Source organism: Pseudomonas cavernicola (assembly GCF_003596405.1).
GTDB classification, from domain to species: domain Bacteria; phylum Pseudomonadota; class Gammaproteobacteria; order Pseudomonadales; family Pseudomonadaceae; genus Aquipseudomonas; species Aquipseudomonas cavernicola.
Genome location: NZ_QYUR01000006.1, coordinates 628066 through 652955, shown reverse-complemented (window position 1 = coordinate 652955; position 24890 = coordinate 628066). Strand labels below are relative to the sequence as shown.

Below are 24890 nucleotides of genomic sequence, written 5' to 3'. Positions count from 1 at the left end.
TTCATGAAACGTCTGCTGCTACCTATGGTGCTCGCCGCACTGATGATCGCCGAAGTTCACGCCGAGTCCTTCACCATCTCCGATATTCGCGTCAACGGCCTGCAGCGGGTTTCCGCGGGCAGCGTGTTTGGTGCCTTGCCGCTCAATGTTGGCGAGCAGGCGGATGACCGACAATTGGTGGATGCTACTCGCGCGCTGTTCAAGACCGGTTTCTTCCAGGATATCCAGCTCGGTCGTGATGGCAATGTACTGGTTATTACCGTGGTAGAGCGTCCTTCAATCTCCAGCATCGAGATCGAGGGCAACAAGGCCATCACCAGTGAAGACCTGCTCAAGGGCTTGAATCAGTCGGGACTGTCGGAAGGCGAGATTTTCCAGCGCGCGACGCTTGAAGGCGTGCGTAACGAGTTGCAGCGCCAGTATGTGGCTCAGGGCCGCTACTCGGCAGAAATCGAAACGGAAGTGATTCCGCAGCCGCGCAACCGCGTGGCATTGAAGATCAATATCAACGAAGGCACAGTCGCGGCTATCCAGCACATCAACGTGGTGGGCAATAGCGTTTTCCCCGATGAAGACCTGATCGATCTGTTCGAGCTGAAGACCACCAACTGGTTGTCTTTTTTCAAGAACGATGACAAGTACGCCCGCGAAAAACTCTCCGGTGACTTGGAACGCCTGCGTTCCTATTACTTGGACCGCGGCTACATCAATATGGATATCTCCTCCACACAGGTGTCCATTACCCCGGATAAGAAACACGTCTACATCACGGTCAACGTTGATGAAGGGCAGAAGTACAGTGTGCGCGATGTCAAACTCAGTGGTGACCTGAAGGTCCCCGAGGAAGAGATCAAGAAGTTGCTGCTGGTCAAAGAAGGCCAGGTGTTCTCGCGTAAGGTGATGACCACCACTTCTGAATTGATCACCCGTCGCCTGGGCAACGAAGGCTATACCTTCGCCAACGTGAATGGCGTACCGGAAGCGCACGACGAAGACCACACGGTTTCGATCACGTTTGTGGTTAACCCGGGTAAGCGTGCCTACGTCAATCGCATCAACTTCCGCGGCAACACCAAATCCGAAGACGAAGTCCTGCGCCGCGAAATGCGCCAGATGGAAGGCGGCTGGGCTTCTACCTACCTGATCGACCAGTCCAAGACTCGCCTGGAGCGTCTCGGCTTCTTTAAAGAGGTCAACGTCGAAACCCCGCAAGTGCCAGGTACTGATGACCAGGTCGACGTGAACTACAGCGTCGAGGAACAAGCATCCGGTTCTATCACTGCCAGCGTGGGTTTTGCCCAGAACGCTGGCCTGATCCTCGGCGGCTCGATCAGCCAGAACAACTTCCTGGGTACGGGTAACAAGGTCAGCATTGGTCTGACTCGCAGCGAGTACCAGACCCGATACAACTTTGGCTTCGTCGACCCCTACTGGACTGTCGATGGCGTTAGCTTGGGTTACAACGCCTTCTACCGGACTACTGACTACGACGAGCTGGATACCAACGTTTCCAGCTATGCGGTAGATAGCCTGGGTGGCGGTGTTAGTGTGGGTTATCCGATTAGCGAGACTTCGCGTCTGACTTTTGGTCTGACGGCGCAGCAGGATGACATTAAAACGGGTGATTTCACCGTCGATGAGATCTTGAATTTCCTCGAGCAGGAAGGTGACAGCTATCTCAACTTCAAGGCCTCGGCCGGTTGGTCCGAGTCGACCCTGAACCGCGGCGTGCTGGCTACCCGTGGCCATTCGCAGAGCTTGGTACTAGAGAGTACGGTACCGGGTAGCGACCTTTCGTTCTTCAAGCTCGATTACCGTGGTCAGCTCTTCCAGCCGCTGACTAAGGCCACCACTATGCGTTTCCATACCGAGCTGGGTTATGGCGATAGCTACGGCTCTACCTCCGGCTTGCCGTTCTATGAGAACTACTATGCCGGCGGTTTCAACTCGGTACGCGGTTTCGAGGATAGCAGCCTTGGTCCGCGCAGCACCCCAAGCGTCGCGCGAGATGCCAACGGCAATATCATTCCCGGCCCGGATTCTACCGGTCGCTTTACCGACCCTGACCAAGATCCGCTACCCTTCGGTGGTAATGTGCTGATCCAGGGTGGGGTCGAGTTGTTGTTCCCGATGCCTTTTGTTAAGGATCAGCGTTCCCTGCGGACCTCGTTGTTTTGGGATGTCGGTAATGTTTTCGATACCAATTGCAGTTCCACCCAAAAGAATCGCGGCGACAGTGGCTGCGATCTCGGTGTGGACAGTCTGGCCAGTTCTGTTGGTGTTGGTCTGACCTGGATTACCGCGCTGGGCCCGCTTAGCTTCAGCTTGGCCATGCCGGTCAAGAAACCGGATGATGCCGATACCCAAGTGTTCCAGTTCTCCCTCGGTCAGACGTTCTAACGGTCTGATAATTCATAACGACAACAGGTTTGCAGGAGTGCATCGTGCGTAAGTTGACTCAATTGGTTCTGTTAAGCGTTGCCTTTATGGCGACTCCGGCATTCGCTGAGATGAAAATCGCCGTGCTTAATTATCAAATGGCACTTCTCGAGTCCGACTCGGCGAAGAAGTACGCCGTGGATGCGGAAAAGAAATTCGGCCCGCAACTGAACAAGTTGAAAACCCTGGAAACCGATGCCAAACGCATCCAGGATCGTCTGGTTAAAGAAGGCGAGAAAATGCAGCAAGGCGAGCGCGAGCGTCTCGAGCTTGAATTCAAGCAGAAGGCCCGCGATTTCCAGTTCCAGTCCAAGGAGCTGAACGAAGCCAAAGCCGTTGCCGACCGTGAAATGCTGAAGAAGCTGAAGCCGAATCTGGATAAGGCGGTCGAAGAAGTGATCAAAAAGGGCAGCTTTGACCTGGTGCTCGAGCGCGGTGCGGTGATCGATGTCAAACCTCAATACGACATCACTCGCCAAGTCATCGAGCGCATGAATCAGCTGCGTTAATTATGACTGTGCCTGTTTTTACCCTCGGCCAACTGGCCGAGCGTCTTGGCGCCACCCTGCGTGGCGCTGCGGACAAAGCGATTACGGGATTGGCCACGCTGCATGAGGCAGGCCCTGACCAGCTCAGTTTTCTGGCTAACCCGCAATACCGTAAGTTCCTCGCCGAGACCCGTGCTGGTGCTGTGTTACTGACGCCCAGCGATGCCGAGGGTTATAGCGGCGCTGCGCTGGTGGTCGCTAATCCGTACCTGGCCTATGCCCAGCTCTCTCACCTGTTTGATCCAAAGCCCAAAGCAGCGGCAGGCGTGCATCCGAGCGCGGTAATTGCAGCCGATGCCCTGGTAGATACCAGCGCGAGTGTGGGTGCGTATGCAGTGGTTGAGAGTGGCGCGCAAATCGGCGCTGGTGCGACTGTTGGCGCGCATTGTTTTATTGGTGCGCGTACGGTGCTGGGCGAGGGTGGTTGGCTCGCTCCGCGCGTCACCCTTTATCACGATGTACGCATCGGTAAACGGGTCGTCATTCAGTCCGGCGCGGTGATCGGCGGCGAGGGCTTTGGCTTCGCCAATGAGAAAGGCGTCTGGCAGAAGATCGCGCAGATTGGCGGGGTCACTATTGGCGATGATGTCGAGATTGGCTCCAATACCACCATTGATCGTGGTGCATTGGCCGACACCGTTATAGGTAATGGCGTCAAACTGGATAACCAGATCATGATCGCGCACAACGTGCAGGTCGGCGATCACACCGCGATGGCCGCCTGTGTCGGGATTTCCGGCAGTACTAAAATCGGCAAGCATTGCATGCTTGCGGGTGGTGTCGGCCTGGTTGGGCATATCGAAATCTGTGACGGTGTTTTCGTCACGGGCATGACCATGGTCACCCGCTCGATAACCGAGCCCGGTGCCTACTCCTCCGGAACTGCTATGCAACCGGCCGCGGACTGGAAGAAAAGCGCAACGCGCTTCCGCCAGCTGGATGACATGGCGCGCCGCCTGCAGCAGTTGGAAAAGCGCCTGGCAGCCGTGACCCCGGCCGGGGATGCTTCATCTGATGCGTGACTTGCGGTTAACGCGAGTCCCCAACCTTCACTACAGGCTCCCCCGAACATGATGGACATTAACGAAATTCGCGAATACCTGCCGCACCGCTACCCGTTCCTGCTGGTGGATCGCGTGGTTGAGCTGGATGCTGCTGAAGGCAAGTGCATTCGTGCTTACAAAAATGTCAGCATCAATGAGCCGTTCTTCAATGGGCATTTTCCTCAGCATCCGATCATGCCGGGTGTGCTGATCATCGAGGCGATGGCCCAGGCGGCCGGTATCCTCGGCTTCAAGATGCTCGACGTGAAACCGGCTGATGGCACCCTGTACTACTTCGTTGGCTCCGACAAACTGCGTTTTCGCCAGCCGGTGCTGCCTGGTGACCAGTTGATCCTGGAGGCCAAATTTCTGAGCACCAAACGCAGCATCTGGAAGTTCGAGTGCCGTGCCAGTGTCGACGGTAAAGAAGTCTGCTCGGCTGAAATTATCTGTGCGGAACGCAAGCTATGAGTTTGATTGACCCTCGCGCAATCATCGACCCGACAGCCAAGCTGGCAGCCGACGTTCAAGTCGGCCCTTGGTCGATCGTCGGGGCTGGTGTGGAAATCGGCGAGGGTACAGTGGTTGGTCCCCATGTGATCCTCAAGGGGCCGACCAAGATCGGTAAACATAATCGTATCTATCAGTTTTCCTCGGTGGGCGAAGACACTCCCGATCTCAAGTACAAGGGTGAAGCAACTCGCTTGGTGATTGGCGATTACAATGTGATTCGCGAGGGTGTCACCATCCATCGCGGCACTGTGCAGGATCGTGCCGAGACCACCATCGGCGATCACAATCTGATCATGGCATATGCGCATATTGGCCATGACAGCGTGATCGCCAACCATTGCATCCTGGTCAACAATACCGCGTTGGCGGGCCATGTACATGTCGGTGACTGGGCGATTCTCTCCGGATTTACCCTGGTGCATCAGTTCTGCCACATCGGCGCGCACAGCTTTTCCGGGATGGGTACGGCGATCGGTAAGGATGTGCCGGCCTATGTCACGGTGTTCGGTAACCCGGCTGAAGCGCGCAGCATGAACTTTGAGGGCATGCGTCGTCGTGGCTTCAGCGATGAGGCGATTCAGGCGCTGCGCCGTGCTTATAAGGTGGTTTACCGTCAAGGTCTGACTGTCGATAAAGCCCTGGCCGAACTGGCCGAGTTGGCTGAACAGTTTCCGGAAGTCGCGGTGTTTATCGACTCCATTCAAGCCTCGTCACGCGGCATCACCCGCTAGAATGGCTCGTGTACTGCGCGTCGCGCTAGTGGCTGGCGAGGCCTCTGGCGATATTCTCGGAGCTGGGTTGATGCAGGCGCTGAAAAGCCAGCACCCGGATATCGAGTTCATCGGCGTCGGTGGCCCGCGAATGCAGGCTGAGGGGCTGAACCCTTATTTCCCCATGGAGCGTCTGGCGGTGATGGGTCTGGTCGAGGTGCTCGGCCGTCTACCGGAGCTGTTGTCGCGGCGTAAGCGCCTGATTCAGACGCTGATTGCGGCCAAGCCGGATGTGTTCATCGGTATCGACGCGCCGGACTTCAATCTCGGCGTCGAACTCAAACTGCGTCGCGCCGGGATCAAAACCGTGCATTACGTCAGCCCGTCGGTCTGGGCCTGGCGGCAGAAGCGTGTGCTGAAGATCCGTGATGCCTGCGACCTGATGCTGACGCTGTTTCCGTTCGAGGCGCAGTTCTACGACGAACATGGCGTTCCGGTGCGTTTTGTCGGTCATCCGCTGGCGGATGTCATTCCGTTGCAGGCCGATCGCGCTGCCGCACGGGCTGAGCTGGATCTGCCCGAGGAGGACCTGGTAGTCGCGCTGATGCCGGGCAGTCGTGGTGGTGAAGTCTCGCGGCTGGGTGCCTTGTTCCTCGATTCCGCGCTGCGCCTGCGGGCGTTGCGCCCTGGTACGCGCTTCCTGCTGCCGTGCGCCAGCCCGGAGCGGCGCGCGCAGCTGGAGTCGATGCTGGCCGGGCGTGATTTGCCGCTGACCCTGCTCGACGGCCACTCGCATACGGCGCTGGCCGCCTGCGATGCAGTTTTGATCGCCTCGGGCACTGCCACGCTGGAGGCCTTGCTCTACAAGCGGCCGATGGTAGTGGCTTATCGCGTAGCACCGCTGACCTACCGGATTCTCAAACGCCTGCTGAAAAGCCCTTATGTGTCGTTGCCGAACTTGCTGGCCGGGCGCTTGCTAGTGCCTGAGATGCTGCAGGATGCCGCCACGCCGGAAGCGCTGGCGCAGGTGCTGGCGCCGCTATTGGACGGTGGCGAAGTGCAGACCGAAGGTTTCGATGTGATCCATCGGGCGTTGCGTCGCGATGCCTCGACGGAGGCCGCGACGGCCGTACTGAACTTGATCGGGTCGAGCTGATGCAATTGGGTTTGGATTTCAGTCTGGTCGAAGAGTTGGTCGCCGGTGTCGATGAAGTCGGGCGTGGGCCGTTGTGTGGTGCAGTCGTCACTGCTGCGGTCATTCTCGATCCGCGTCGGCCGATTCTTGGCTTGAACGATTCGAAAAAGCTCAGCGAGGCGCGGCGGGAAAAGCTCTTCGATGAAATCCGCGAGAAAGCCTTGGCCTGGTACATCGCCCGCGCCGAGGTGGAAGAGATCGACCGCCTGAATATTCTCCATGCCACCATGTTGGCCATGCAGCGTGCGGTCGAGGGTCTGAGTGTCACGCCCAAGCTGGCGCTGATCGATGGCAATCGCTGCCCGAAACTGGCGGTGCCCAGCTCTTCGGTGATCAAGGGTGACAGCCAGGTGCCTGCGATCGCTGCGGCGTCGATCCTGGCCAAGGTCAGTCGTGATCGCGAGATGCTCGTGTTGGATGCGCAGTACCCCGGCTATGGCATTGCCGGGCATAAGGGCTATCCAACTCCTTTGCACCTAGAAGCCTTGCAGCGCCTGGGACCGACGCCGATCCATCGACGCTCCTTCGCACCGGTACGCAAATTGCTGGAGCTGCAGGGCTAACGACGCTATGTCGCCTAAGTTGCCACTTTGGTTGCGCAGGGTAAGCCCCCGTCGGCGGTAACGGCCGACAATCGCGCCCCTTCGATCTGATCACCTAAAAGCGTTAAGCCTGCAAGCTGATGTTTCCTCCAAGGCCCGGTACAATCCGGGCCTTGTCGTTTTTGTGTTTTTCATAGGATCACCATGACCGCTTCGTTCGTTCACCTGCGTCTGCATACCGAGTTCTCCCTGGTCGATGGCTTGGTGCGCGTCAAGCCGCTGGTCAAGGCCGCGGCGGGGGCGGGGATGCCGGCGGTGGCGGTCACCGATCAGCGCAACATGTGCTCGCTGGTGAAGTTCTACAAAGCCGCCATGGGCGCCGGGATCAAGCCGGTCTGTGGCGCCGACCTGTGGCTGGCGAGCAAGGATGAGGATGGCCCGCTCAGCCGCTTGACCTTGCTGGTGATGAACGCCAAGGGTTACCGCAATCTCACGGAGTTGATTTCCCGTGGTTTCATCGAAGGTCAGCGCAACGGTGAAGTAATCATCGAGCGCGAGTGGGTGAAAGAAGCGGCGGAGGGGCTGATCGCGCTGTCCGGGGCCAAGGAGGGCGAAATCGGCCTGAATTTGCTGGCCGGAAATCCAGGAGAGGCAGAGGCCTCATTGCGCGAGTGGCAGGCCGTCTTTCCCGAGCGTTTTTACCTGGAGCTGCAACGTACCAGCCGGGTCAACGACGAAGAATATCTGCACCTGGCGGTGGCATTGGCCGAACGTTGTGATGTGCCCCTGGTGGCGACCAACGATGTGCGCTTTATCAAGCAGGGCGATTTCGAAGCCCATGAAACCCGCGTGTGCATCGGCGAAGGTCGGGCTCTGGATGACCCACGTCGGGTGCGGACTTACAGCGATCAGCAGTACCTGAAAACGCCCGAGGAGATGTGGGAGCTGTTCAGCGACCTGCCTGAGGCGCTGGAAAACACCGTCGAGATCGCTAAACGCTGCAATATCGAAGTGCAGTTGGGTAAGAGCTTCCTGCCCAACTTCCCGGTGCCGGAAGGCATGACCATGGACGAGTTCTTCCGCAAGGTCTCCTTCGATGGTCTGGAAGAGCGTCTGGCCGTGCTCTGGCCGAAAGACACCACGCCGAACTACGAAGCCAAGCGCCAGGTGTATGTCGACCGGCTGAATTTCGAGCTGGATATCATCATCCAGATGGGCTTCCCCGGTTACTTCCTGATCGTTATGGATTTTATCCAGTGGGCCAAGCGCAACGGCATTCCAGTCGGTCCTGGCCGTGGCTCGGGTGCCGGTTCGCTGGTGGCTTATGTGCAGAAGATCACCGACCTCGACCCGCTGCAATACGACCTGCTGTTCGAGCGGTTCCTCAACCCGGAACGGGTCTCCATGCCCGACTTCGATATCGACTTCTGCATGGATGGTCGTGACCGGGTCATCGAGTACGTCGCGGAAACCTATGGGCGCAACGCGGTTAGCCAGATCATTACCTTCGGCACCATGGCGGCCAAGGCGGTGGTGCGCGACGTGGCGCGGGTGCAGGGTAAGTCGTACGGCTTGGCCGACCGTCTGTCGAAGATGATCCCGTTCGAAGTCGGTATGACCCTGGAAAAAGCCTTCGAACAGGAGGAAGTGCTACGCGATTTCCTCAAGGTCGACGAGGAAGCGGCGGAAATCTGGGAGATGGCCCGCAAGCTCGAAGGCATCACCCGTAACGTCGGCAAACACGCCGGTGGTGTGGTGATCGCGCCGACCAAGCTGACCGATTTCTCGGCGATCTATTGCGACGACGAGGGCGGCGGCCTGGTAACTCAGTTCGACAAGGACGATGTGGAGGCCGCCGGTCTGGTGAAGTTCGACTTCCTCGGCCTGCGCACCCTGACCATCATCGACTGGGCGCTGAAAACCATTAATCGCGATCGTGCCAAGGTGGGCGACGGGCCGCTGAACATCGACTTCATCCCGTTGGATGACAAGCCGACTTACACCCTGCTGCAAAAAGCCGAGACCACTGCGGTATTCCAACTGGAATCGCGTGGCATGAAGGAGCTGATCAAAAAGCTCAAGCCGGACTGCCTGGAAGACTTGATCGCATTGGTGGCGCTGTTCCGCCCTGGCCCGTTGCAGTCAGGCATGGTGGACGACTTCATCAACCGTAAGCACGGTCGCGCCGAGCTGGCCTACCCGCATCCGGACTACCAATACGACGGGCTCAAGCCGGTACTCCTGCCGACTTACGGGATCATCCTGTATCAGGAACAGGTGATGCAGATCGCCCAGGTGATGGCCGGTTATACCCTCGGTGAGGCGGACATGCTCCGGCGCGCCATGGGTAAGAAAAAACCCGAGGAAATGGCCAAGCAGCGCGGCGGCTTCATCGAAGGTTGTGCGCAGAACAACATCGATGCAGACCTGGCCGGCAACATCTTCGACCTGGTGGAAAAGTTCGCCGGCTACGGCTTCAACAAATCCCACTCGGCGGCCTATGGTCTGGTTTCCTATCAAACCGCTTGGCTGAAAACCCATTACCCGTCGCCGTTCATGGCTGCCGTGCTGTCGGCGGATATGCACAACACCGACAAGGTCGTGACCTTGATCGAAGAGTGCCGCAGCATGAAGCTGCGCCTCGATGCGCCGGACGTGAATACCTCGGAATTCAAGTTCACGGTGAATGACGATGGCCGTATCGTCTACGGTCTGGGCGCGATCAAGGGCGTCGGTGAGGGGCCGGTGGAGGCGATAGTCGAGTCGCGTAAGGACGGTCCGTTCAAGGATCTGTTCGATTTCTGCGCGCGAGTCGATCTGAAGCGCATCAACAAGCGCACCACCGATGCGCTGATCCGCAGCGGTGCGCTGGATCGTCTCGGGCCGTATTTCCACGACGAAATCAAAGCCTATCAGGCCAACATCGACCGTAACCGCGCAGTGCTGCTGGCGGCGATGGAAGAGGCGATTCAGGCCGCCGAGCAGACCGCCCGCAGCCATGACAGTGGGCATGCCGACCTGTTCGGCGGGCTGTTCGCGGACAGCGCGGCGGACGTCTACGCCAATCATCGCCGAGCGAAAGAGCTGTCACTGAAAGAGCGTCTGCGCGGCGAGAAAGAGACCCTGGGGCTGTACCTGACCGGTCACCCGATCGACGAATATGAGGGTGAAGTGCGCCGCTTCGCGCGCCAACGGATTATCGATCTGAAGCCGGCGCGGGACTCGCAGACGGTGGCGGGGTTGATCGTCAACCTGCGGGTGATGAAGAACAAGAAGGGCGACAAGATGGGTTTCATCACCCTGGATGACCGCTCAGGGCGGATCGAGGCCTCGCTGTTCGCCGATGCGTTCCACTCGGCTCAGGCGCTGTTGCAAACCGACGCTCTGGTGGTGGTTGAGGGGGAAGTCAGCAATGACGATTTCTCCGGCGGCTTGCGCCTGCGTGCCAAGCGCGTGATGAGCCTGGAGGATGCCCGAACTTCGCTGGCGGAGAGCCTGCGAGTGCGGGTGCAGAGCGATGCGCTGAAAGGCGATCGGCTTCGCTGGCTGGGTGAGTTGTGCAAGCGTCATCGCGGCGCCTGCCCGATCACCCTGGACTACACCGGCAGCGAGGCCAAGGCATTATTGCAGTTCGGTGAAGGCTGGCGGATCGACCCGGCGGACAGCTTGATTCAAACATTGCGTGACCAGTTCGGGCGCGACAACGTCTTTTTGCACTACCGCTAACGCGCGAGGGGTAACCCACTGCGTTAGTCTCGACACTTTTAATCTCGACCTGAATGCGCCTGATCCCGTAAGGTAAGGCGCTAAACGGACTCAGCCGCCCGGCCGCTTGGCCGTCGACGCAAGACGGATGACTATGAACCCGAATTTTCTCGATTTCGAACAGCCGATCGCCGATCTGCAAGCCAAGATCGAAGAGTTGCGCTTGGTCGGTAACGACAACGCGCTGAATATCGGCGATGAAATTGCTCGCCTGCAGGACAAGAGCAGCACGCTGACTGCCAGCATCTTCGGCAATCTCAGCAGTTGGCAGATCGCCAAGCTGGCTCGCCATCCGCGCCGCCCTTATACCCTCGACTACATTGAGCACATTTTTACCGAGTTCGATGAGTTGCACGGTGATCGGCATTTCTCCGATGACCCGGCGATTGTCGGCGGTGTGGCGCGTTTGAACGATGAACCGGTCATGGTGATCGGTCACCAGAAGGGCCGCGAAGTGCGCGAGAAGGTCCGTCGCAACTTCGGTATGCCGCGTCCCGAAGGCTATCGCAAGGCCTGCCGTCTGATGGAGATGGCCGAGCGTTTCCAGATGCCGATCCTGACCTTTATCGACACTCCGGGAGCTTACCCAGGTATTGACGCGGAAGAGCGCGGCCAGAGTGAAGCCATTGCCTGGAACCTGCGGGTGATGGCGCGTCTGAAAACCCCGATCATCGCCACGGTGATTGGTGAGGGCGGTTCTGGTGGCGCGTTGGCGATTGGTGTCTGCGATCAGCTGAACATGCTGCAGTACTCGACCTACGCGGTGATCTCGCCGGAAGGTTGCGCCTCGATTCTCTGGAAGACCGCCGAAAAAGCGCCGGATGCCGCGGAAGCCATGGGGATTACCGCAGAGCGCTTGAAAGGCCTGGGCATCGTCGACAAAGTCATCGACGAGCCACTGGGTGGTGCCCATAGTGCGCCGGCTGTTGCGGCGGAGTCGATCCGCAAGGAACTGACGGCGCAATTGAAGTCGTTGAAGAAGCTCGATACTGACGCGCTGTTGGCACGCCGCTATGAGCGTCTGATGAGCTACGGCGTCGCCTAAATGGACCTGTCCGCCAGGTTGCTAGCGCGCCTGGCGCCCTGGCGTGATGCGCCGGCGTGGCGTATCGCTTTTTCTGGCGGACTCGACTCCACCGTTCTGCTGCATCTCCTGGCACGCCTCGCCAAGCGCGAGGCCTTGCCGCCACTCTCCGCTATCCATATTCATCACGGTTTGCAGGCCGCGGCCGATGCGTGGCCTCAGCATTGCCAGAAAGTCTGTGCGGACCTGGGGGTGCCGTTACAGGTGCGGCATGTACAGGTCGCGACGAGCGCCAGTCTGGAGCGTGCTGCTCGTGAGGCACGTTATGCGGCGTTCATTGAGTCTTTGGCGGATGCTGAGGTGCTGCTGACGGCTCAGCATCGTGATGATCAAGCAGAAACCCTATTGTTCCGCTTGCTGCGTGGGGCCGGCGTGCGTGGCTTGGCGGGTATGCCGAATAGTCGGCCGCTGGGGCGAGGGTGGTTGTTGCGTCCCCTGCTGGAGTGTTCACGCGCTGAATTGGAAGCCTATGCCCATGAGCAGGGGCTGAGCTGGGTGGAGGATCCGTCTAATCACGACACCCAATTCTCCCGCAACTATCTGCGTCATCAGGTGTTACCACAGCTGACCGCCCACTGGCCGCAAGCCGTGGTGACGTTGGCGCGAAGCGCTGCGCATCTGCGCGAGGCGCAGGGTCTGCTGGATGAGTTGGCCGAGCTTGATCTGGCTGGGGCGCAAACGCCGTCGGCCTTTCCCTGGTTGCCTTTGCCCTCCCTGGCACTGGAGCCACTGTTGGCCTTGTCGGCAGCGCGTCAACGCAATGCCTTGCGCCATTGGCTGGCGCCGCTGACGCTCTTGCCGGATAGCGAACATTGGGCTGGTTGGGAGGATTTGCGGGATGCTGCTGTGGGTGCCGCGCCGATCTGGCGTCTAGCCCAGGGAGAGCTGCGTCGGGCCGACGGACGGTTGTGGTGGCTAAGCGGCGACTGGTTGCAGAAAGATCCTCAGGCGCTGCCTTGGCGTGACTGCAAACAACCGCTAACTCTACCGGGCAATGGCTGCTTACGTCTGCAAGGGCGGGGGCCAACAGGGGAGTTGCAGGTGCGCTATCGACAGGGTGGTGAGGTGCTACTACTGCCGGGTCGCGGCCATCGTGATCTCAAGCGTCTGCTTAACGAGGCGAGGCTACCGGCTTTTGTGCGTGGTCGATTGCCGTTGCTCTATTGTGCTGACGAGTTGCTCGCAGTCGCCAACCTGCCGGGACTACATGGGCCGGCCGAGGGTAGGTGGCAGTTGATCTGGCAGCCGCCGACGAATGACCAGCGTTTGAGCTGAAAGGCCCTTTCCGGTAGACTACGCTCCCGTCTCATACAGCTTCTGCAGATTCCTTCGGAATCGGTGGATGGCTTTCAATTTTCAAGGCAGCGCCAGTTAAGGTTCTGCTGTAATGGGTGGGCTCAGGCCTTCCTTCGCTTTCCCCGGCGGCGCTGACCGCTTAAACGCAGACTTCTAGGGTTTTTCATGACGCGCTACATATTCGTCACGGGCGGTGTTGTTTCTTCATTGGGGAAAGGCATCGCCTCGGCTTCATTGGCGGCTATCCTGGAGGCGCGGGGCCTGAAGGTCACCATGCTCAAACTGGACCCTTACATCAACGTCGATCCGGGCACCATGAGCCCGTTCCAGCACGGTGAGGTGTTCGTCACCCACGACGGCGCCGAGACCGACCTCGACCTTGGTCACTATGAGCGGTTTATCCGCACCACCATGACCAAGAGCAACAACTTCACTACCGGCCGCGTCTACGAAGACGTGCTGCGTAAAGAGCGCCGGGGTGATTACCTGGGCGCCACCATCCAGGTGATCCCGCACATCACCGACGAGATCAAGCGGCGCATCATCAAGGGCGCCGGCGATGCCGATGTGGCCATGGTCGAAATCGGTGGCACCGTGGGTGACATCGAGTCGCAGCCGTTCCTCGAAGCGATCCGTCAGTTGCGTGTGGAAGTGGGCGCCAAGCGCGCCATGCTGATGCACCTGACGCTGGTGCCGTATATCGCCACCGCCGGCGAAACCAAGACCAAGCCCACTCAGCATTCGGTGAAGGAACTGCGTTCCATCGGCCTGCAGCCGGACGTGCTGATTTGCCGCTCCGACCATCCGATCGATATGGCCTCGCGGCGCAAGATCGCCTTGTTCACCAACGTCGAAGAGCGCGCGGTGATCGGCTTGGAAGACGTCGACACGATCTACAAGATTCCTTCGGTGCTGCATGCTCAAGGCCTGGACGATTTCGTCGTCGAGCGCTTCGGGCTGGAGTGTGGCGGTGCCGATTTGTCCGAGTGGGAGCGGGTGGTCGATGCCAAGCTCAACCCTGAGCATGAAGTCAGCATCGCCATGGTCGGCAAGTACATGGAGCTGTTGGATGCCTACAAGTCGCTGATCGAAGCGATGAGTCACGCCGGCATCCAGAACCGTACCAAGGTCAACCTGCGTTACATCGACTCGGAAGACATCGAGCAGCAAGGCACCGGCCTGTTGGAAGGCGTTGACGCCATTCTGGTGCCGGGCGGCTTCGGTCTGCGCGGCGTCGAAGGCAAGATCACCACCGTGCGTTATGCCCGCGAGAACAAGATTCCTTACCTGGGCATCTGCCTGGGTATGCAGGTCGCAGTCATCGAATTCGCCCGCAACGTGCTGGGCTGGAGCGATGCCAACTCCACTGAGTTCGACAAGGTCGGCGGCCATCCGGTGGTCGGTCTGATCACCGAGTGGGAAGACGCGGCCGGTGGCGTCGAGACCCGCACCGAGGCTTCCGATCTGGGCGGCACCATGCGTTTGGGCGCCCAGGACTGCCAGCTGGAAAGCGGCTCGCTGGTGCACGATTGCTACGCCAAGGACGTGATAGTCGAGCGTCACCGTCACCGCTACGAAGTGAATAACCACCTGCTGCCACAATTGCAGGCCGCCGGCTTGAAAGTCACCGGGCGTTCCGGCGATGGCGCCTTGGTCGAAGTGGTGGAGGCGCCGGATCATCCGTGGTTCGTTGCCTGCCAGTTCCACCCGGAGTTCACCTCCACGCCGCGTGACGGTCACCCATTGTTCAGCGGTTTTGTTAACGCGGCCCTGGCGCAGAAAGCGAGAAAGGCATGACCCAGAAAGTCATCCGCGTTGGCGATATCGAAATCGCCAACGACAAACCTTTTGTGTTGTTCGGCGGCATCAACGTTCTCGAGTCGCGCGATCTGGCCCTGAAGACTTGCGAAGAGTACGTGCGGGTGACCGAAAAGCTCGGCATTCCCTACGTCTTCAAAGCCAGCTTCGACAAGGCCAATCGCTCCTCGGTCAGCTCCTTCCGTGGCCCCGGCCTGGAAGAGGGCATGAAGATCTTCGAGGAAGTGAAGAAGACCTTCGGTGTGCCGGTGATTACCGACGTCCACGAGCCCTATCAAGCGGCGTCCGTGGCGGCGGTCTGCGACATCATCCAGTTGCCGGCGTTTCTGTCGCGGCAAACCGACCTGGTCGTGGCCATGGCCAAGACCGGCGCGGTGATCAATATCAAGAAAGCCCAGTTCCTCGCGCCCCAGGAGATGAAACACATCCTGGCCAAGTGCGTGGAGGCCGGGAATGACCAGTTGATCCTCTGTGAGCGCGGTTCCAGCTTCGGTTACAACAACCTGGTGGTCGACATGCTCGGCTTCGGCATCATGAAGCAGTTCGAGTACCCGGTGTTCTTCGACGTGACCCACGCCCTGCAAATGCCGGGCGGGCGTGCCGACTCCGCCGGTGGTCGCCGTGCCCAGGTCACCGATCTGGCCAAGGCCGGCATGAGCCAAGGTCTGGCGGGGTTGTTTCTCGAGGCTCATCCAGACCCGGATAACGCTAAGTGCGACGGCCCCTGCGCACTGCGTCTGGACAAGTTGGAGCCCTTCCTCGCTCAGCTCAAAGCGCTGGATGAGCTGGTGAAGAGTTTTCCGCCGATTGAGACTGCCTAAGCGGGTAATTCTTCGGTAAAGTGCCGCTCGGACGAGCTCTGACCCGTGAGTCAGATAGTCGTCGTAGCCGGCTCGATTCGTTGTAAACATTCGCAGACGGTAGCGCCAACTTCTCTGCAGCGCCGTTTTCGTCAAATCTTGGAGTGCTAATAACAATGGCAAAAATCGTCGACATCAAAGGTCGTGAGGTTCTCGACTCCCGTGGCAACCCCACAGTAGAAGCGGATGTGATCCTCGACAACGGTATCGTTGGCAGCGCCTGCGCGCCGTCCGGTGCCTCCACCGGTTCCCGCGAAGCGTTGGAACTGCGTGATGGCGACAAGAGCCGTTACCTGGGCAAGGGTGTGTTGAAAGCCGTGGCCAACATCAATGGCCCGATTCGCAACCTGCTGCTGGGCAAAGACCCGGCCGATCAACAGGCGCTCGACCGCGCGATGATTGCCCTCGATGGCACTGAGAACAAAGCCACTTTGGGCGCTAACGCGATTCTCGCCGTGTCGCTGGCTGCTGCCAAGGCCGCTGCCCATGACCAGGATCTACCGCTTTACGCGCACATTGCCAATCTGAATGGCACACCGGGTCAGTACTCCATGCCGGTGCCGATGATGAACATCATCAACGGCGGCGAGCACGCCGATAACAACGTCGACATCCAGGAATTCATGGTGCAGCCGGTTGGCGCCAAGACTTTCGCCGATGGTCTGCGTATGGGGACCGAGATTTTCCATCACTTGAAAGCCGTACTGAAGGCTCGTGGTCTGAGCACTTCGGTGGGTGACGAAGGCGGTTTTGCGCCGAACCTGGCGTCCAACGAAGACGCGCTGGCGGCTATCGCCGAAGCCGTGGCCAACGCCGGCTACAAGCTGGGCACCGATGTGACCCTGGCGCTGGACTGCGCTTCCAGCGAGTTTTTTGAAGACGGCAAATACGACCTGGCCGGTGAAGGCAAGGTGTTCGACGCTGCCGGTTTTGCCGATTACCTGGCCGGGCTGGCTCAGCGTTATCCGATCATCTCGATTGAAGATGGTATGGATGAGTCCGACTGGGCGGGCTGGAAGGTGCTGACCGAGAAGATCGGCGACAAGGTGCAACTGGTTGGCGACGATCTGTTCGTGACCAACACCAAGATCCTCAAGGAAGGTATCGACAAGAGCATCGCCAACTCGATTCTGATCAAGTTCAACCAGATCGGTACGTTGACCGAAACCCTGGAAGCCATCCAGATGGCCAAGGCGGCTGGCTACACGGCAGTGATCTCGCATCGTTCCGGTGAAACCGAAGATTCGACCATCGCCGACCTGGCCGTGGGTACCGCTGCCGGTCAGATCAAGACCGGTTCACTGTGCCGTTCCGATCGCGTGTCCAAGTACAACCAATTGCTGCGTATCGAAGAGCAATTGGGGGCGAAAGCACCGTACCGTGGTCGTGCCGAGTTCCGCGGTTAAACCAGGAATGGTAAAAGGGCAGCGCTAGCTGCCCTTTTCATATGGATATTGCTGACTCCATGCGTAGCCCTTACTGGTTATTCGTCGCGCTGATCCTACTGCTGGCTGGTCTGCAGTATCGTCTGTGGGTGGGCGACGGCAGCCTGGCGCAGGTCACCAGTCTGCAGCATCAGATCGCCGAGCAAAAGGGTGAAAACGAGCGCCTGCTCGAACGTAACCGTATCCTCGAAGCCGAAGTAATGGAGCTGAAGAAGGGTATGGAGACCGTCGAAGAGCGTGCCCGTCACGAGCTTGGCATGGTTAAAGAGGGCGAGACCCTCTATCAGTTGACTGAATGATTTCCTCTGCAATCCCAGCCTTTTGGGCACTGATTCCTGCTGCGGGGGTGGGCGCACGAATGGGCGCCGACCGTCCCAAGCAATACCTCGAGCTGGCCGGGAAGACCATTCTCGAACATACCCTGGCCTGTTTCCTCGGGCATCCGCAGTTGCGCGGTTTGGTGGTGAGCCTGGCCAGTGATGACCCCTATTGGCCACACCTGGATTGTTCGCGAGACTCGCGTATCCAACGAGCCGAGGGTGGCGTTGAACGTGCCGACTCGGTGCTCAGCGGCTTGCTGCGACTGACTGAATTGGGTGCGGGCGACGACGATTGGGTGTTGGTGCATGATGCCGCGCGACCAAACCTGTCGCGCTTCGACCTTGATCTGCTGCTCGCCGAATTAGCCGATGATCCGGTCGGCGGCCTACTCGCCGTGCCGGCGCGCGATACCCTGAAGCGCGCCGGCGCCGATGGCCGGGTGGCTGAAACCGTCGACCGCTCGGTGATCTGGCAGGCCTTTACGCCGCAGATGTTTCGTCTCGGTGCCTTGCATCGTGTATTGGCTGATGCGTTGGTTTCCGGCGTACGGATTACCGATGAGGCCTCGGCAATCGAATGGGCCGGTCAGGCGCCGCGCTTGATCGAGGGTCGCGCCGACAACCTCAAAATCACCCGGCCGGAAGACCTGGAGTGGTTGCGTCAACGCTGGTCGCAAAAACGCTGAAGCGGTAGGGTGGGTTAGGCCAAGGGCTGTAACCCACCAATCGGCCCCGTGGGCCGGCCGTTGTTCCAATTACGAAGCGCACCGGTATTCCGGTCGCTCGGCCAGTCCGGCTTTCAGATGATCCACTAGCTGTCGCACCTTGGGCGATAAATGCCGCTGCTGCGGATACAGCGCCCAGACCGCAGTATTTGGCGGCTGATGGTTTTCCAGTAACGACACCAGTGCGCCGTTTCTCAGGTGCTCCTGCACGTAATAGTCCGGCAGCTGGCACAAGCCCAGGCCGCGCAATGCCGCGTCCAGCACCGCTTGGCCGCTGTTGCAGCGCCAGTTGCCTTGCACCCGCTGCGACGATTCGCGGCCGTTCTGCTGAAAGCTCCAGGTGTCACTGCTGCCGATCAGGCAGTTATGCCGACCCAGTTCCGACAAGCTGTGTGGTCGGCCGTAATGCTCCAGATACGCAGGCGCCGCACACAGGTACATGCGTCGGGGCGCTAGGCGCGTAGCAACCAGGCGCGAGTCCTGCAAGCGACCCAGGCGAATCGCTAGGTCCAGCCCTTCCTGCACCAAGTCCAGAGTGCGATTGCTCAGTTCGATGTCCACCCGTAGCTGCGGATGGCGCGCCATGAAGTCGGTCACCAGTGGCACGATAAAGCGCTCGCCATAGGCCACGGCGCAAGTCATGCGCAGCAATCCTTTGGGCTCGCTGGTTAGCTCACCGACCGCGCGCAGAGCTTCTTCGCGGGCATCCTGTAGGCGCTGGCAATGCTGCAAGAAGGTCTGCCCGGCTTCGGTCAGCGCGACTCGCCGGGTGCTGCGATAGAGCAGGCGGGTTTGCAGGCGCTCTTCCAGGCGCACTATCTGCCGGCTGATATGTGATGAGGACACGCCGAGGCGTTCGGCGGCAGCGGTGAACTGGCCGCATTCGGCTACGGCGACAAACTCGTCCAATCCTTCCCAGCGATTCATGCGCGGTGATTATCCCTGTATGGCAATAATGTTTTGCTTTGCCATGGATTATTAATCAAAAGGCGCTGACCTACACTCTACGCATCGTTTTAATAGTCGGAGAACCTCCATGATCAAGTCACGTGCTGCCGTTGCCTTCGAAGCCAAGAAACCGCTGGAAATCGTCGAGGTCGACGTTGCGCCGCCCAAAGCTGGCGAGGTGTTGGTGCGGATCGTGGCCAGCGGCGTTTGCCACACCGATGCCTACACGTTGTCGGGCGCGGACCCGGAGGGCATATTCCCGAGCATTCTCGGCCATGAAGGCGGTGGCATCGTCGAGGCCATCGGCCCAGGTGTGACCTTGGTAGCGGTGGGCGATCACGTAATTCCGCTGTATACCCCGGAATGCGGCAAGTGCAAGTTCTGCCTGTCCGGCAAAACCAACCTGTGCCAGGCGATCCGTGCCACTCAGGGCAAGGGTCTGATGCCGGACGGCACCAGCCGTTTCTCCTATCAGGGCAAGCCGATTTTCCATTACATGGGCACTTCGACCTTTTCCGAGTACACCGTGCTGCCGGAAATTTCCCTGGCCAAAATCCCTAAGGAAGCGCCGCTGGAAAAGGTCTGCCTACTCGGCTGTGGCGTCACTACCGGTATCGGCGCGGTGTTGAATACCGCCAAGGTCGAGCCGGGCGCCACTGTGGCGATCTTCGGTCTAGGCGGGATCGGCCTGTCGGCCATCATCGGCGCGACCAAAGCCAAGGCCGGGCGGATCATCGCCATCGATATCAACCCGGCCAAGTTCGAGATCGCCAAGCAACTGGGCGCGACCGACTGCATCAACCCGAATGATTACGACCGGCCGATTCAGGACGTGATCGTCGAGCTGACGGATGGCGGGGTCGATTACTCCTTCGAATGCATCGGCAACGTCAATCTGATGCGCGCGGCCTTGGAGTGCTGCCACAAGGGCTGGGGGGAGTCGGTGATTATCGGCGTCGCGGGTGCCGGTCAGGAGATTTCCACTCGGCCGTTCCAGTTGGTCACCGGGCGCGTTTGGCGTGGCTCGGCGTTCGGCGGCGTACGCGGGCGTACCGAGCTGCCGAGTTATGTGGAAATGGCGCGCACCGGTGAGATCCCCTTGGATACCTTCATCACCCACACCATGGGGTTGGAAGATATCAACAAGGCGTTCGACCTGATGCACGAAGGTAAGAGCATCCGTTCGGTCATCCACTTCTAAGAACCTGCCCAATATCTACTGCGGGCTTCGCGCGTGATGCTGCGTTGAAAACAGGCTCGGACGACCGAAGGAAGAACGTCTGAAAGACGGCCCCGAAGGGGCGAGCGGAGCGAGTAATGCTCATTGACTACAGTCAACTCCGCTTCCTCGCCTGTTTTCGCCTTGCCTGACCTGCGCTCGTGACGATCTTGAACAGGTTCGGAGTAAAAACATGAGTCTGGAAAATCTCTCTTGCCAGAAGAGCTTCGGTGGCTGGCATAAGCGCTACCGGCACCGTTCAGAGGTGCTCGGGTGTGACATGGTGTTTGCCGTCTACCTGCCGCCGCAGGCCGAGCAGGGCGCCAAACTGCCGGTGCTGTATTGGTTGTCCGGGCTGACCTGCACCGATGAGAATTTCATGCAGAAGGCTGGCGCCCAGCGCCTGGCTGCCGAGCTGGGGTTGGTCATCGTGGCGCCGGATACCAGTCCGCGTGGGCCGGACGTACCGGGTGATCCGGACGGCGCCTGGGATTTTGGTCTGGGTGCGGGCTTTTACCTGAATGCCACCCAGGAGCCCTGGGCGCGGCATTATCGGATGCACGACTATGTGGTGCAGGAGTTGCCGGCGCTGATCGAGGCGCACTTCCCGGTTTCGGCCAAGCGTGGCGTCAGCGGTCATTCGATGGGTGGACATGGTGCGTTGGTTTGCGCGCTGCGTAACCCGGGGCGCTATCAGTCGCTGTCGGCCTTTGCGCCGATCAGCAATCCGTCGTCCTGCCCGTGGGGCGAGAAGGCTTTTTCGCGCTATCTCGGTGAAGAGCGTTCGCGTTGGCGCGAGTGGGATGCCTGCGCGCTGCTGGCGGAGGCTACGGAGAAGTTGCCGATCCTGGTGGATCAGGGCGATCGCGACGACTTTCTCGTCAACCAGTTGAAACCTGAGGCGTTGGAGGCTGCCGCAAAAGCAGCGAATCACCCACTGACGCTAAGGTTGCAGCCGGGCTACGACCATAGCTATTACTTCATCGCCAGCTTTATCGATGAGCATTTACGCCATCATGCGCAGGCTCTGAAAGGCTAAGAACGTGTTCAATATCTGCTGTGCTTGACCATGCTGTGTTGAAAGCAGGCTCGGACTGCTCATTTACCACTCGTAAACTCGGCTCGGGCATCCTGCTTCGCCCTACCTCCTGCATCCATGCAGTCGTCCGCGCCCTCGCCTGCTTGACTCGTTACGCCTGGTGACCCACATGGATGTGGGGGATGCCGCTACCCGTAGGCGACCCCATGGATGGGGGAGGTAGGAAAAATGCCGGGAGCATTTTCGAGAACGGGTGCGGCCCTGATCTGCGCTCGCGACGATCTTGAACACGTTCTAACGCCAGCCAAAGCGGTTAGAATCGGGCCCTGACTTTTCAGGGCCCGATTTCTTCATGAGCAGTTCGATGCGTATTGGCCACGGCTACGATGTACACCGCTTCGGTGAAGGTAACTTCATTACCCTCGGCGGCGTGCGTATTCCCCACTCATTCGGGCTGATCGCCCATTCCGATGGCGATGTGCTGCTGCATGCGCTGAGCGATGCCCTGCTTGGCGCGGCGGCGCTGGGCGATATCGGCAAGCACTTCCCGGATACCGATCCACAGTTCAAGGGCGCGGATAGCCGGGTCCTGCTGCGTCATGTGCTCGGATTGGTGAAGGGTAAAGGCTGGAAGGTCGGCAACGTCGACGCCACCATCGTGGCGCAGGCGCCGAAGATGGCGCCGCATATCGAGGCGATGCGTGCGGCGATTGCCGCCGATCTGGCAGTCGAATTGGATCAGGTGAATGTGAAAGCCACGACCACTGAGAAACTCGGCTTTACCGGCCGCGAAGAAGGCATCGCCGTGCATGCAGTTGCCTTGTTGGTGGCCCTATGACTGAGTTCGAACTGCTTGGCCCGCGAGCCCATGGTGAGGCCGTCGGTCGCGCGGTACTGAAAGCCACGGCGGAAGACTTCCAGGTCGATGAAGTGCTGGATATTCCACTGGCCGGAGAGGGCGAACACCTCTGGTTGTGGGTAGAAAAGCGCGGGCTGAACACCGAGGAAGCGGCCCGCCGACTGGCGCGCGCCGCAGGTGTGCCATTGAAGATGATCAGCTATGCCGGTTTGAAAGATCGTCAGGCGCTGACCCGCCAGTGGTTCAGTCTGCATCTACCCGGCAAGGCTGACCCTGATCTGTCTGCCGCGGAAGGCGAAACCCTGAGTATCCTCAAAGTCGCGCGGCACAAACGCAAGCTGCACCGTGGGGCTCATGCGGCGAATGGTTTTACCTTGCGCTTGACTCAGCTAGCCGGCGATCCCGCGGCCCTGGAAGCGCGTCTGCAACAGATCGCGGCCCAGGGGGTGCCGAATTACTTCGGCAGCCAGCGTTTTGCTTATCAGGGCGGCAATGTGGTGCAGGCGCGTGATTTCGCCAATCGCAAAGAGTTGCCGGAACAACGCAATCTGCGTTCACGGCTGCTCTCGGCGGCCCGCAGCTACTTGTTCAATCAGGTGTTGGCGGCCCGTGTAGCGGATGGCAGTTGGCAGCAGGCACGGGTGGGCGATTTGCTGGCCTTCACCGATAGCCGCAGCTTTTTCCCAGCGGGAGAGGCCGAATGTAGTGACCCGCGTTTGGCGATTCTCGATCTGCATCCAACGGGGCCGATGTGGGGCGCGGGTGAATCACCGACGGCTGGGGCTACCTATATTTTGGAGCAGGCAGTCGCAGAAAATGAGGCGGAATTGCGCGATTGGTTGGTCGCAGCGGGCATGGCGCACGAACGGCGCATCCTGCGCCTCCCCATTGGTGGTTTGACGTGGCATTATCCTGAGCCTGACATTCTGCAACTGGAATTCGTCCTGCCGGCTGGATGCTTTGCCACCGTAATGGTGCGTGAGCTTGTCGATCTGCTGCCGGCAGGGCAGACGGATAACCCATGCGTATTCTGATTTCGAACGACGACGGAGTGACTGCACCCGGTCTCGCCGCGCTGCATGCCGCGCTGGTGGATTATGCCGAGTGCGTAGTCATCGCCCCGGATCAGGACAAGAGCGGCGCAAGCAGCTCCCTGACCCTCGACCGTCCGCTACACCCGCAATACCTCGCTAACGGTTTTATCAGCCTGAATGGCACCCCGGCGGATTGCGTTCATCTGGGCCTTAACGGCCTGTTGGAGTCGGTACCGGAGATGGTGGTGTCGGGTATCAACCTGGGCGCCAACCTGGGCGATGATGTGCTCTATTCCGGCACCGTGGCGGCTGCCCTGGAGGGGCGTTTCATCGGCCGGCCGGCATTCGCTTTTTCGCTGTTGTCGCGTCAGCCGGACAACCTGCCGGCCGCCGCGTACATTGCCCGCAAATTGGTGTCGGCCCACGACAAGCTCGATCTGCCGCCGCGCACCGTGCTCAATGTGAACATCCCTAACCTGCCGCTGGATCATATCCGTGGCATCCAGCTGACCCGCCTCGGTCACCGTGCCCGCGCGGCGGCACCGGTTAAAGTGGTGAACCCGCGTGGCAAAGAAGGCTACTGGATCTCGGTGGCCGGCGATGCCGAGGATGGTGGGCCGGGGACGGATTTCCATGCAGTGATGCAGGGCTATGTATCGATTACCCCGCTGCAGTTGGATCGTACTTTTCATGAGGCCTTCAGGGGCCTCGACAGTTGGTTGGAGGGCCTGCTCTGATGGCTCGTGAGCAAGACGATTTGCAGCGCCGCGGCATAGGCATGACCTCGCAGCGCACCCGCGAACGTTTGATTCAGCGCCTATACGAGGAAGGTTTGTCCAACCCCCGGGTGCTCGAAGTGATTCGCCGTACCCCTCGGCATCTGTTCGTCGATGAGGCGTTGGCGCATCGCGCCTATGAAGACACCGCCTTGCCCATCGGGCATAACCAGACCATCTCCCAGCCCTACATGGTCGGGCGCATGACCGAGCTGCTACTGGCGGCCGGGCCTTTGGACAAGGTGCTGGAAATCGGCACCGGCTCGGGTTATCAGACGGCGGTGCTGGCTCAGTTGGTCGAGCGGGTATTTTCGGTCGAGCGGATACAGGTGCTGCAAGACCGCGCGAAAGAGCGGTTGATCGAGCTCAACCTGCGCAACGTGGTCTTTCGCTGGGGTGACGGCTGGGAAGGTTGGTCGGCGCTGGCGCCCTACAACGGCATCATCGTCACTGCTGCAGCGGCCGTGGTGCCGCAGGCACTGCTCGATCAACTGGCTCCGGGGGGGCGTTTGGTGATTCCAGTCGGAGCGGGTGATGTGCAGCAGCTGATGCTGATTGTCCGTGAAGAGAATGGTTTCTCTCGACATGTGCTGGATGCGGTGCGTTTTGTGCCGCTGCTCAATGGACCCTTGGTCTGACTCTTGGTGCGGATAGATTCAAGAAACATCTCTAATTGTTTCGCGCCAAGGGTAGCGCCAGAAGTGTTACTGGC

The 24890-nt window shown here is 59.7% G+C and carries 22 protein-coding genes; 21 read left to right on the top strand and 1 reads right to left on the bottom strand.

Translation table 11 applies throughout. The features are described 5' to 3' along the window. Positions 1–3: 3 nt before the first annotated feature. The 15 genes from bamA (at position 4) to ispD (ending at position 18264) form a co-directional block, all read left to right on the top strand. Positions 4–2400 (top strand): outer membrane protein assembly factor BamA, encoded by a 2397-nt coding sequence (gene bamA, locus D3879_RS19205; RefSeq protein ID WP_119955841.1) that lies wholly within the window; start codon positions 4–6, stop codon positions 2398–2400. Between the two features lie 44 nt (positions 2401–2444). Then, positions 2445–2948, top strand: coding sequence for an OmpH/Skp family outer membrane protein (locus D3879_RS19200; protein WP_119955840.1), 504 nt, complete (start codon positions 2445–2447; stop codon positions 2946–2948). Between the two features lie 2 nt (positions 2949–2950). Then, complete coding sequence (gene lpxD, locus D3879_RS19195) at positions 2951–4009, top strand: UDP-3-O-(3-hydroxymyristoyl)glucosamine N-acyltransferase (RefSeq protein WP_420800937.1); 1059 nt, start codon at positions 2951–2953, stop codon at positions 4007–4009. A gap of 48 nt (positions 4010–4057) precedes the next feature. Continuing rightward, positions 4058–4501: a 3-hydroxyacyl-ACP dehydratase FabZ gene (fabZ, locus tag D3879_RS19190; protein WP_119955838.1), complete on the top strand. Its 444-nt coding sequence runs from the start codon at positions 4058–4060 to the stop codon at positions 4499–4501. Beyond that, complete coding sequence (gene lpxA, locus D3879_RS19185; RefSeq protein ID WP_119955837.1) at positions 4498–5274, top strand: acyl-ACP--UDP-N-acetylglucosamine O-acyltransferase; 777 nt, start codon at positions 4498–4500, stop codon at positions 5272–5274. Before fabZ ends, lpxA begins: the two co-directional genes overlap by 4 nt. Position 5275: 1 nt before the next feature. Continuing rightward, positions 5276–6409: a lipid-A-disaccharide synthase gene (gene lpxB / locus D3879_RS19180; RefSeq protein WP_119955836.1), complete on the top strand. Its 1134-nt coding sequence runs from the start codon at positions 5276–5278 to the stop codon at positions 6407–6409. Next, positions 6409–7011: a ribonuclease HII gene (gene rnhB / locus D3879_RS19175; RefSeq protein ID WP_119955835.1), complete on the top strand. Its 603-nt coding sequence runs from the start codon at positions 6409–6411 to the stop codon at positions 7009–7011. The genes lpxB and rnhB overlap by 1 nt, the downstream gene beginning before the upstream one ends. A gap of 183 nt (positions 7012–7194) precedes the next feature. Next, positions 7195–10716, top strand: coding sequence for a DNA polymerase III subunit alpha (dnaE, locus tag D3879_RS19170; protein WP_119955834.1), 3522 nt, complete (start codon positions 7195–7197; stop codon positions 10714–10716). A 133-nt stretch (positions 10717–10849) separates the two neighbouring features. Continuing rightward, positions 10850–11800, top strand: coding sequence for an acetyl-CoA carboxylase carboxyltransferase subunit alpha (locus D3879_RS19165; RefSeq protein ID WP_119955833.1), 951 nt, complete (start codon positions 10850–10852; stop codon positions 11798–11800). After that, positions 11801–13114 (top strand): tRNA lysidine(34) synthetase TilS, encoded by a 1314-nt coding sequence (gene tilS, locus D3879_RS19160; RefSeq protein ID WP_119955832.1) that lies wholly within the window; start codon positions 11801–11803, stop codon positions 13112–13114. Between the two features lie 186 nt (positions 13115–13300). Beyond that, complete coding sequence (locus tag D3879_RS19155) at positions 13301–14932, top strand: CTP synthase (RefSeq protein ID WP_119955831.1); 1632 nt, start codon at positions 13301–13303, stop codon at positions 14930–14932. After that, the gene (gene kdsA, locus D3879_RS19150) at positions 14929–15774 is read left to right on the top strand and encodes a 3-deoxy-8-phosphooctulonate synthase (protein WP_119955830.1); all 846 of its coding nucleotides are present in this window, start codon (positions 14929–14931) and stop codon (positions 15772–15774) included. Before D3879_RS19155 ends, kdsA begins: the two co-directional genes overlap by 4 nt. 155 nt (positions 15775–15929) lie before the next feature. After that, complete coding sequence (eno, locus tag D3879_RS19145) at positions 15930–17219, top strand: phosphopyruvate hydratase (protein ID WP_119955829.1); 1290 nt, start codon at positions 15930–15932, stop codon at positions 17217–17219. A 59-nt stretch (positions 17220–17278) separates the two neighbouring features. Beyond that, positions 17279–17557: a cell division protein FtsB gene (gene ftsB, locus D3879_RS19140; RefSeq protein WP_119956359.1), complete on the top strand. Its 279-nt coding sequence runs from the start codon at positions 17279–17281 to the stop codon at positions 17555–17557. Beyond that, the gene (gene ispD / locus D3879_RS19135) at positions 17554–18264 is read left to right on the top strand and encodes a 2-C-methyl-D-erythritol 4-phosphate cytidylyltransferase (RefSeq protein WP_420800936.1); all 711 of its coding nucleotides are present in this window, start codon (positions 17554–17556) and stop codon (positions 18262–18264) included. The genes ftsB and ispD overlap by 4 nt, the downstream gene beginning before the upstream one ends. Positions 18265–18333: 69 nt before the next feature. On the opposite strand, the gene D3879_RS19130 is transcribed toward ispD, so the two are convergent. Beyond that, the gene (locus D3879_RS19130; RefSeq protein WP_119955828.1) at positions 18334–19230 is read right to left on the bottom strand and encodes a LysR substrate-binding domain-containing protein; all 897 of its coding nucleotides are present in this window, start codon (positions 19228–19230) and stop codon (positions 18334–18336) included. Positions 19231–19339: 109 nt separating this feature from the next. Here D3879_RS19130 and D3879_RS19125 point away from each other — a divergent pair, with 109 nt between their 5' ends. The 6 genes from D3879_RS19125 (at position 19340) to D3879_RS19100 (ending at position 24816) form a co-directional block, all read left to right on the top strand. Further along, the gene (locus tag D3879_RS19125; protein WP_119955827.1) at positions 19340–20452 is read left to right on the top strand and encodes an S-(hydroxymethyl)glutathione dehydrogenase/class III alcohol dehydrogenase; all 1113 of its coding nucleotides are present in this window, start codon (positions 19340–19342) and stop codon (positions 20450–20452) included. A gap of 211 nt (positions 20453–20663) precedes the next feature. After that, positions 20664–21509 carry an S-formylglutathione hydrolase gene (fghA, locus tag D3879_RS19120; RefSeq protein WP_119955826.1) on the top strand — a complete coding sequence of 282 codons (846 nt, stop codon included), beginning with the start codon at positions 20664–20666 and terminating at the stop codon, positions 21507–21509. Positions 21510–21873: 364 nt separating this feature from the next. Then, a complete protein-coding gene (gene ispF, locus D3879_RS19115) occupies positions 21874–22347 on the top strand; it encodes a 2-C-methyl-D-erythritol 2,4-cyclodiphosphate synthase (protein WP_119955825.1) in 474 nt (157 codons plus the stop codon). Continuing rightward, a complete protein-coding gene (truD, locus tag D3879_RS19110) occupies positions 22344–23402 on the top strand; it encodes a tRNA pseudouridine(13) synthase TruD (protein ID WP_119955824.1) in 1059 nt (352 codons plus the stop codon). The genes ispF and truD overlap by 4 nt, the downstream gene beginning before the upstream one ends. Beyond that, positions 23390–24139 carry a 5'/3'-nucleotidase SurE gene (gene surE / locus D3879_RS19105; protein WP_119955823.1) on the top strand — a complete coding sequence of 250 codons (750 nt, stop codon included), beginning with the start codon at positions 23390–23392 and terminating at the stop codon, positions 24137–24139. Before truD ends, surE begins: the two co-directional genes overlap by 13 nt. A gap of 41 nt (positions 24140–24180) precedes the next feature. Then, positions 24181–24816: a protein-L-isoaspartate(D-aspartate) O-methyltransferase gene (locus D3879_RS19100; RefSeq protein WP_177412474.1), complete on the top strand. Its 636-nt coding sequence runs from the start codon at positions 24181–24183 to the stop codon at positions 24814–24816. Positions 24817–24890: the final 74 nt, after the last annotated feature.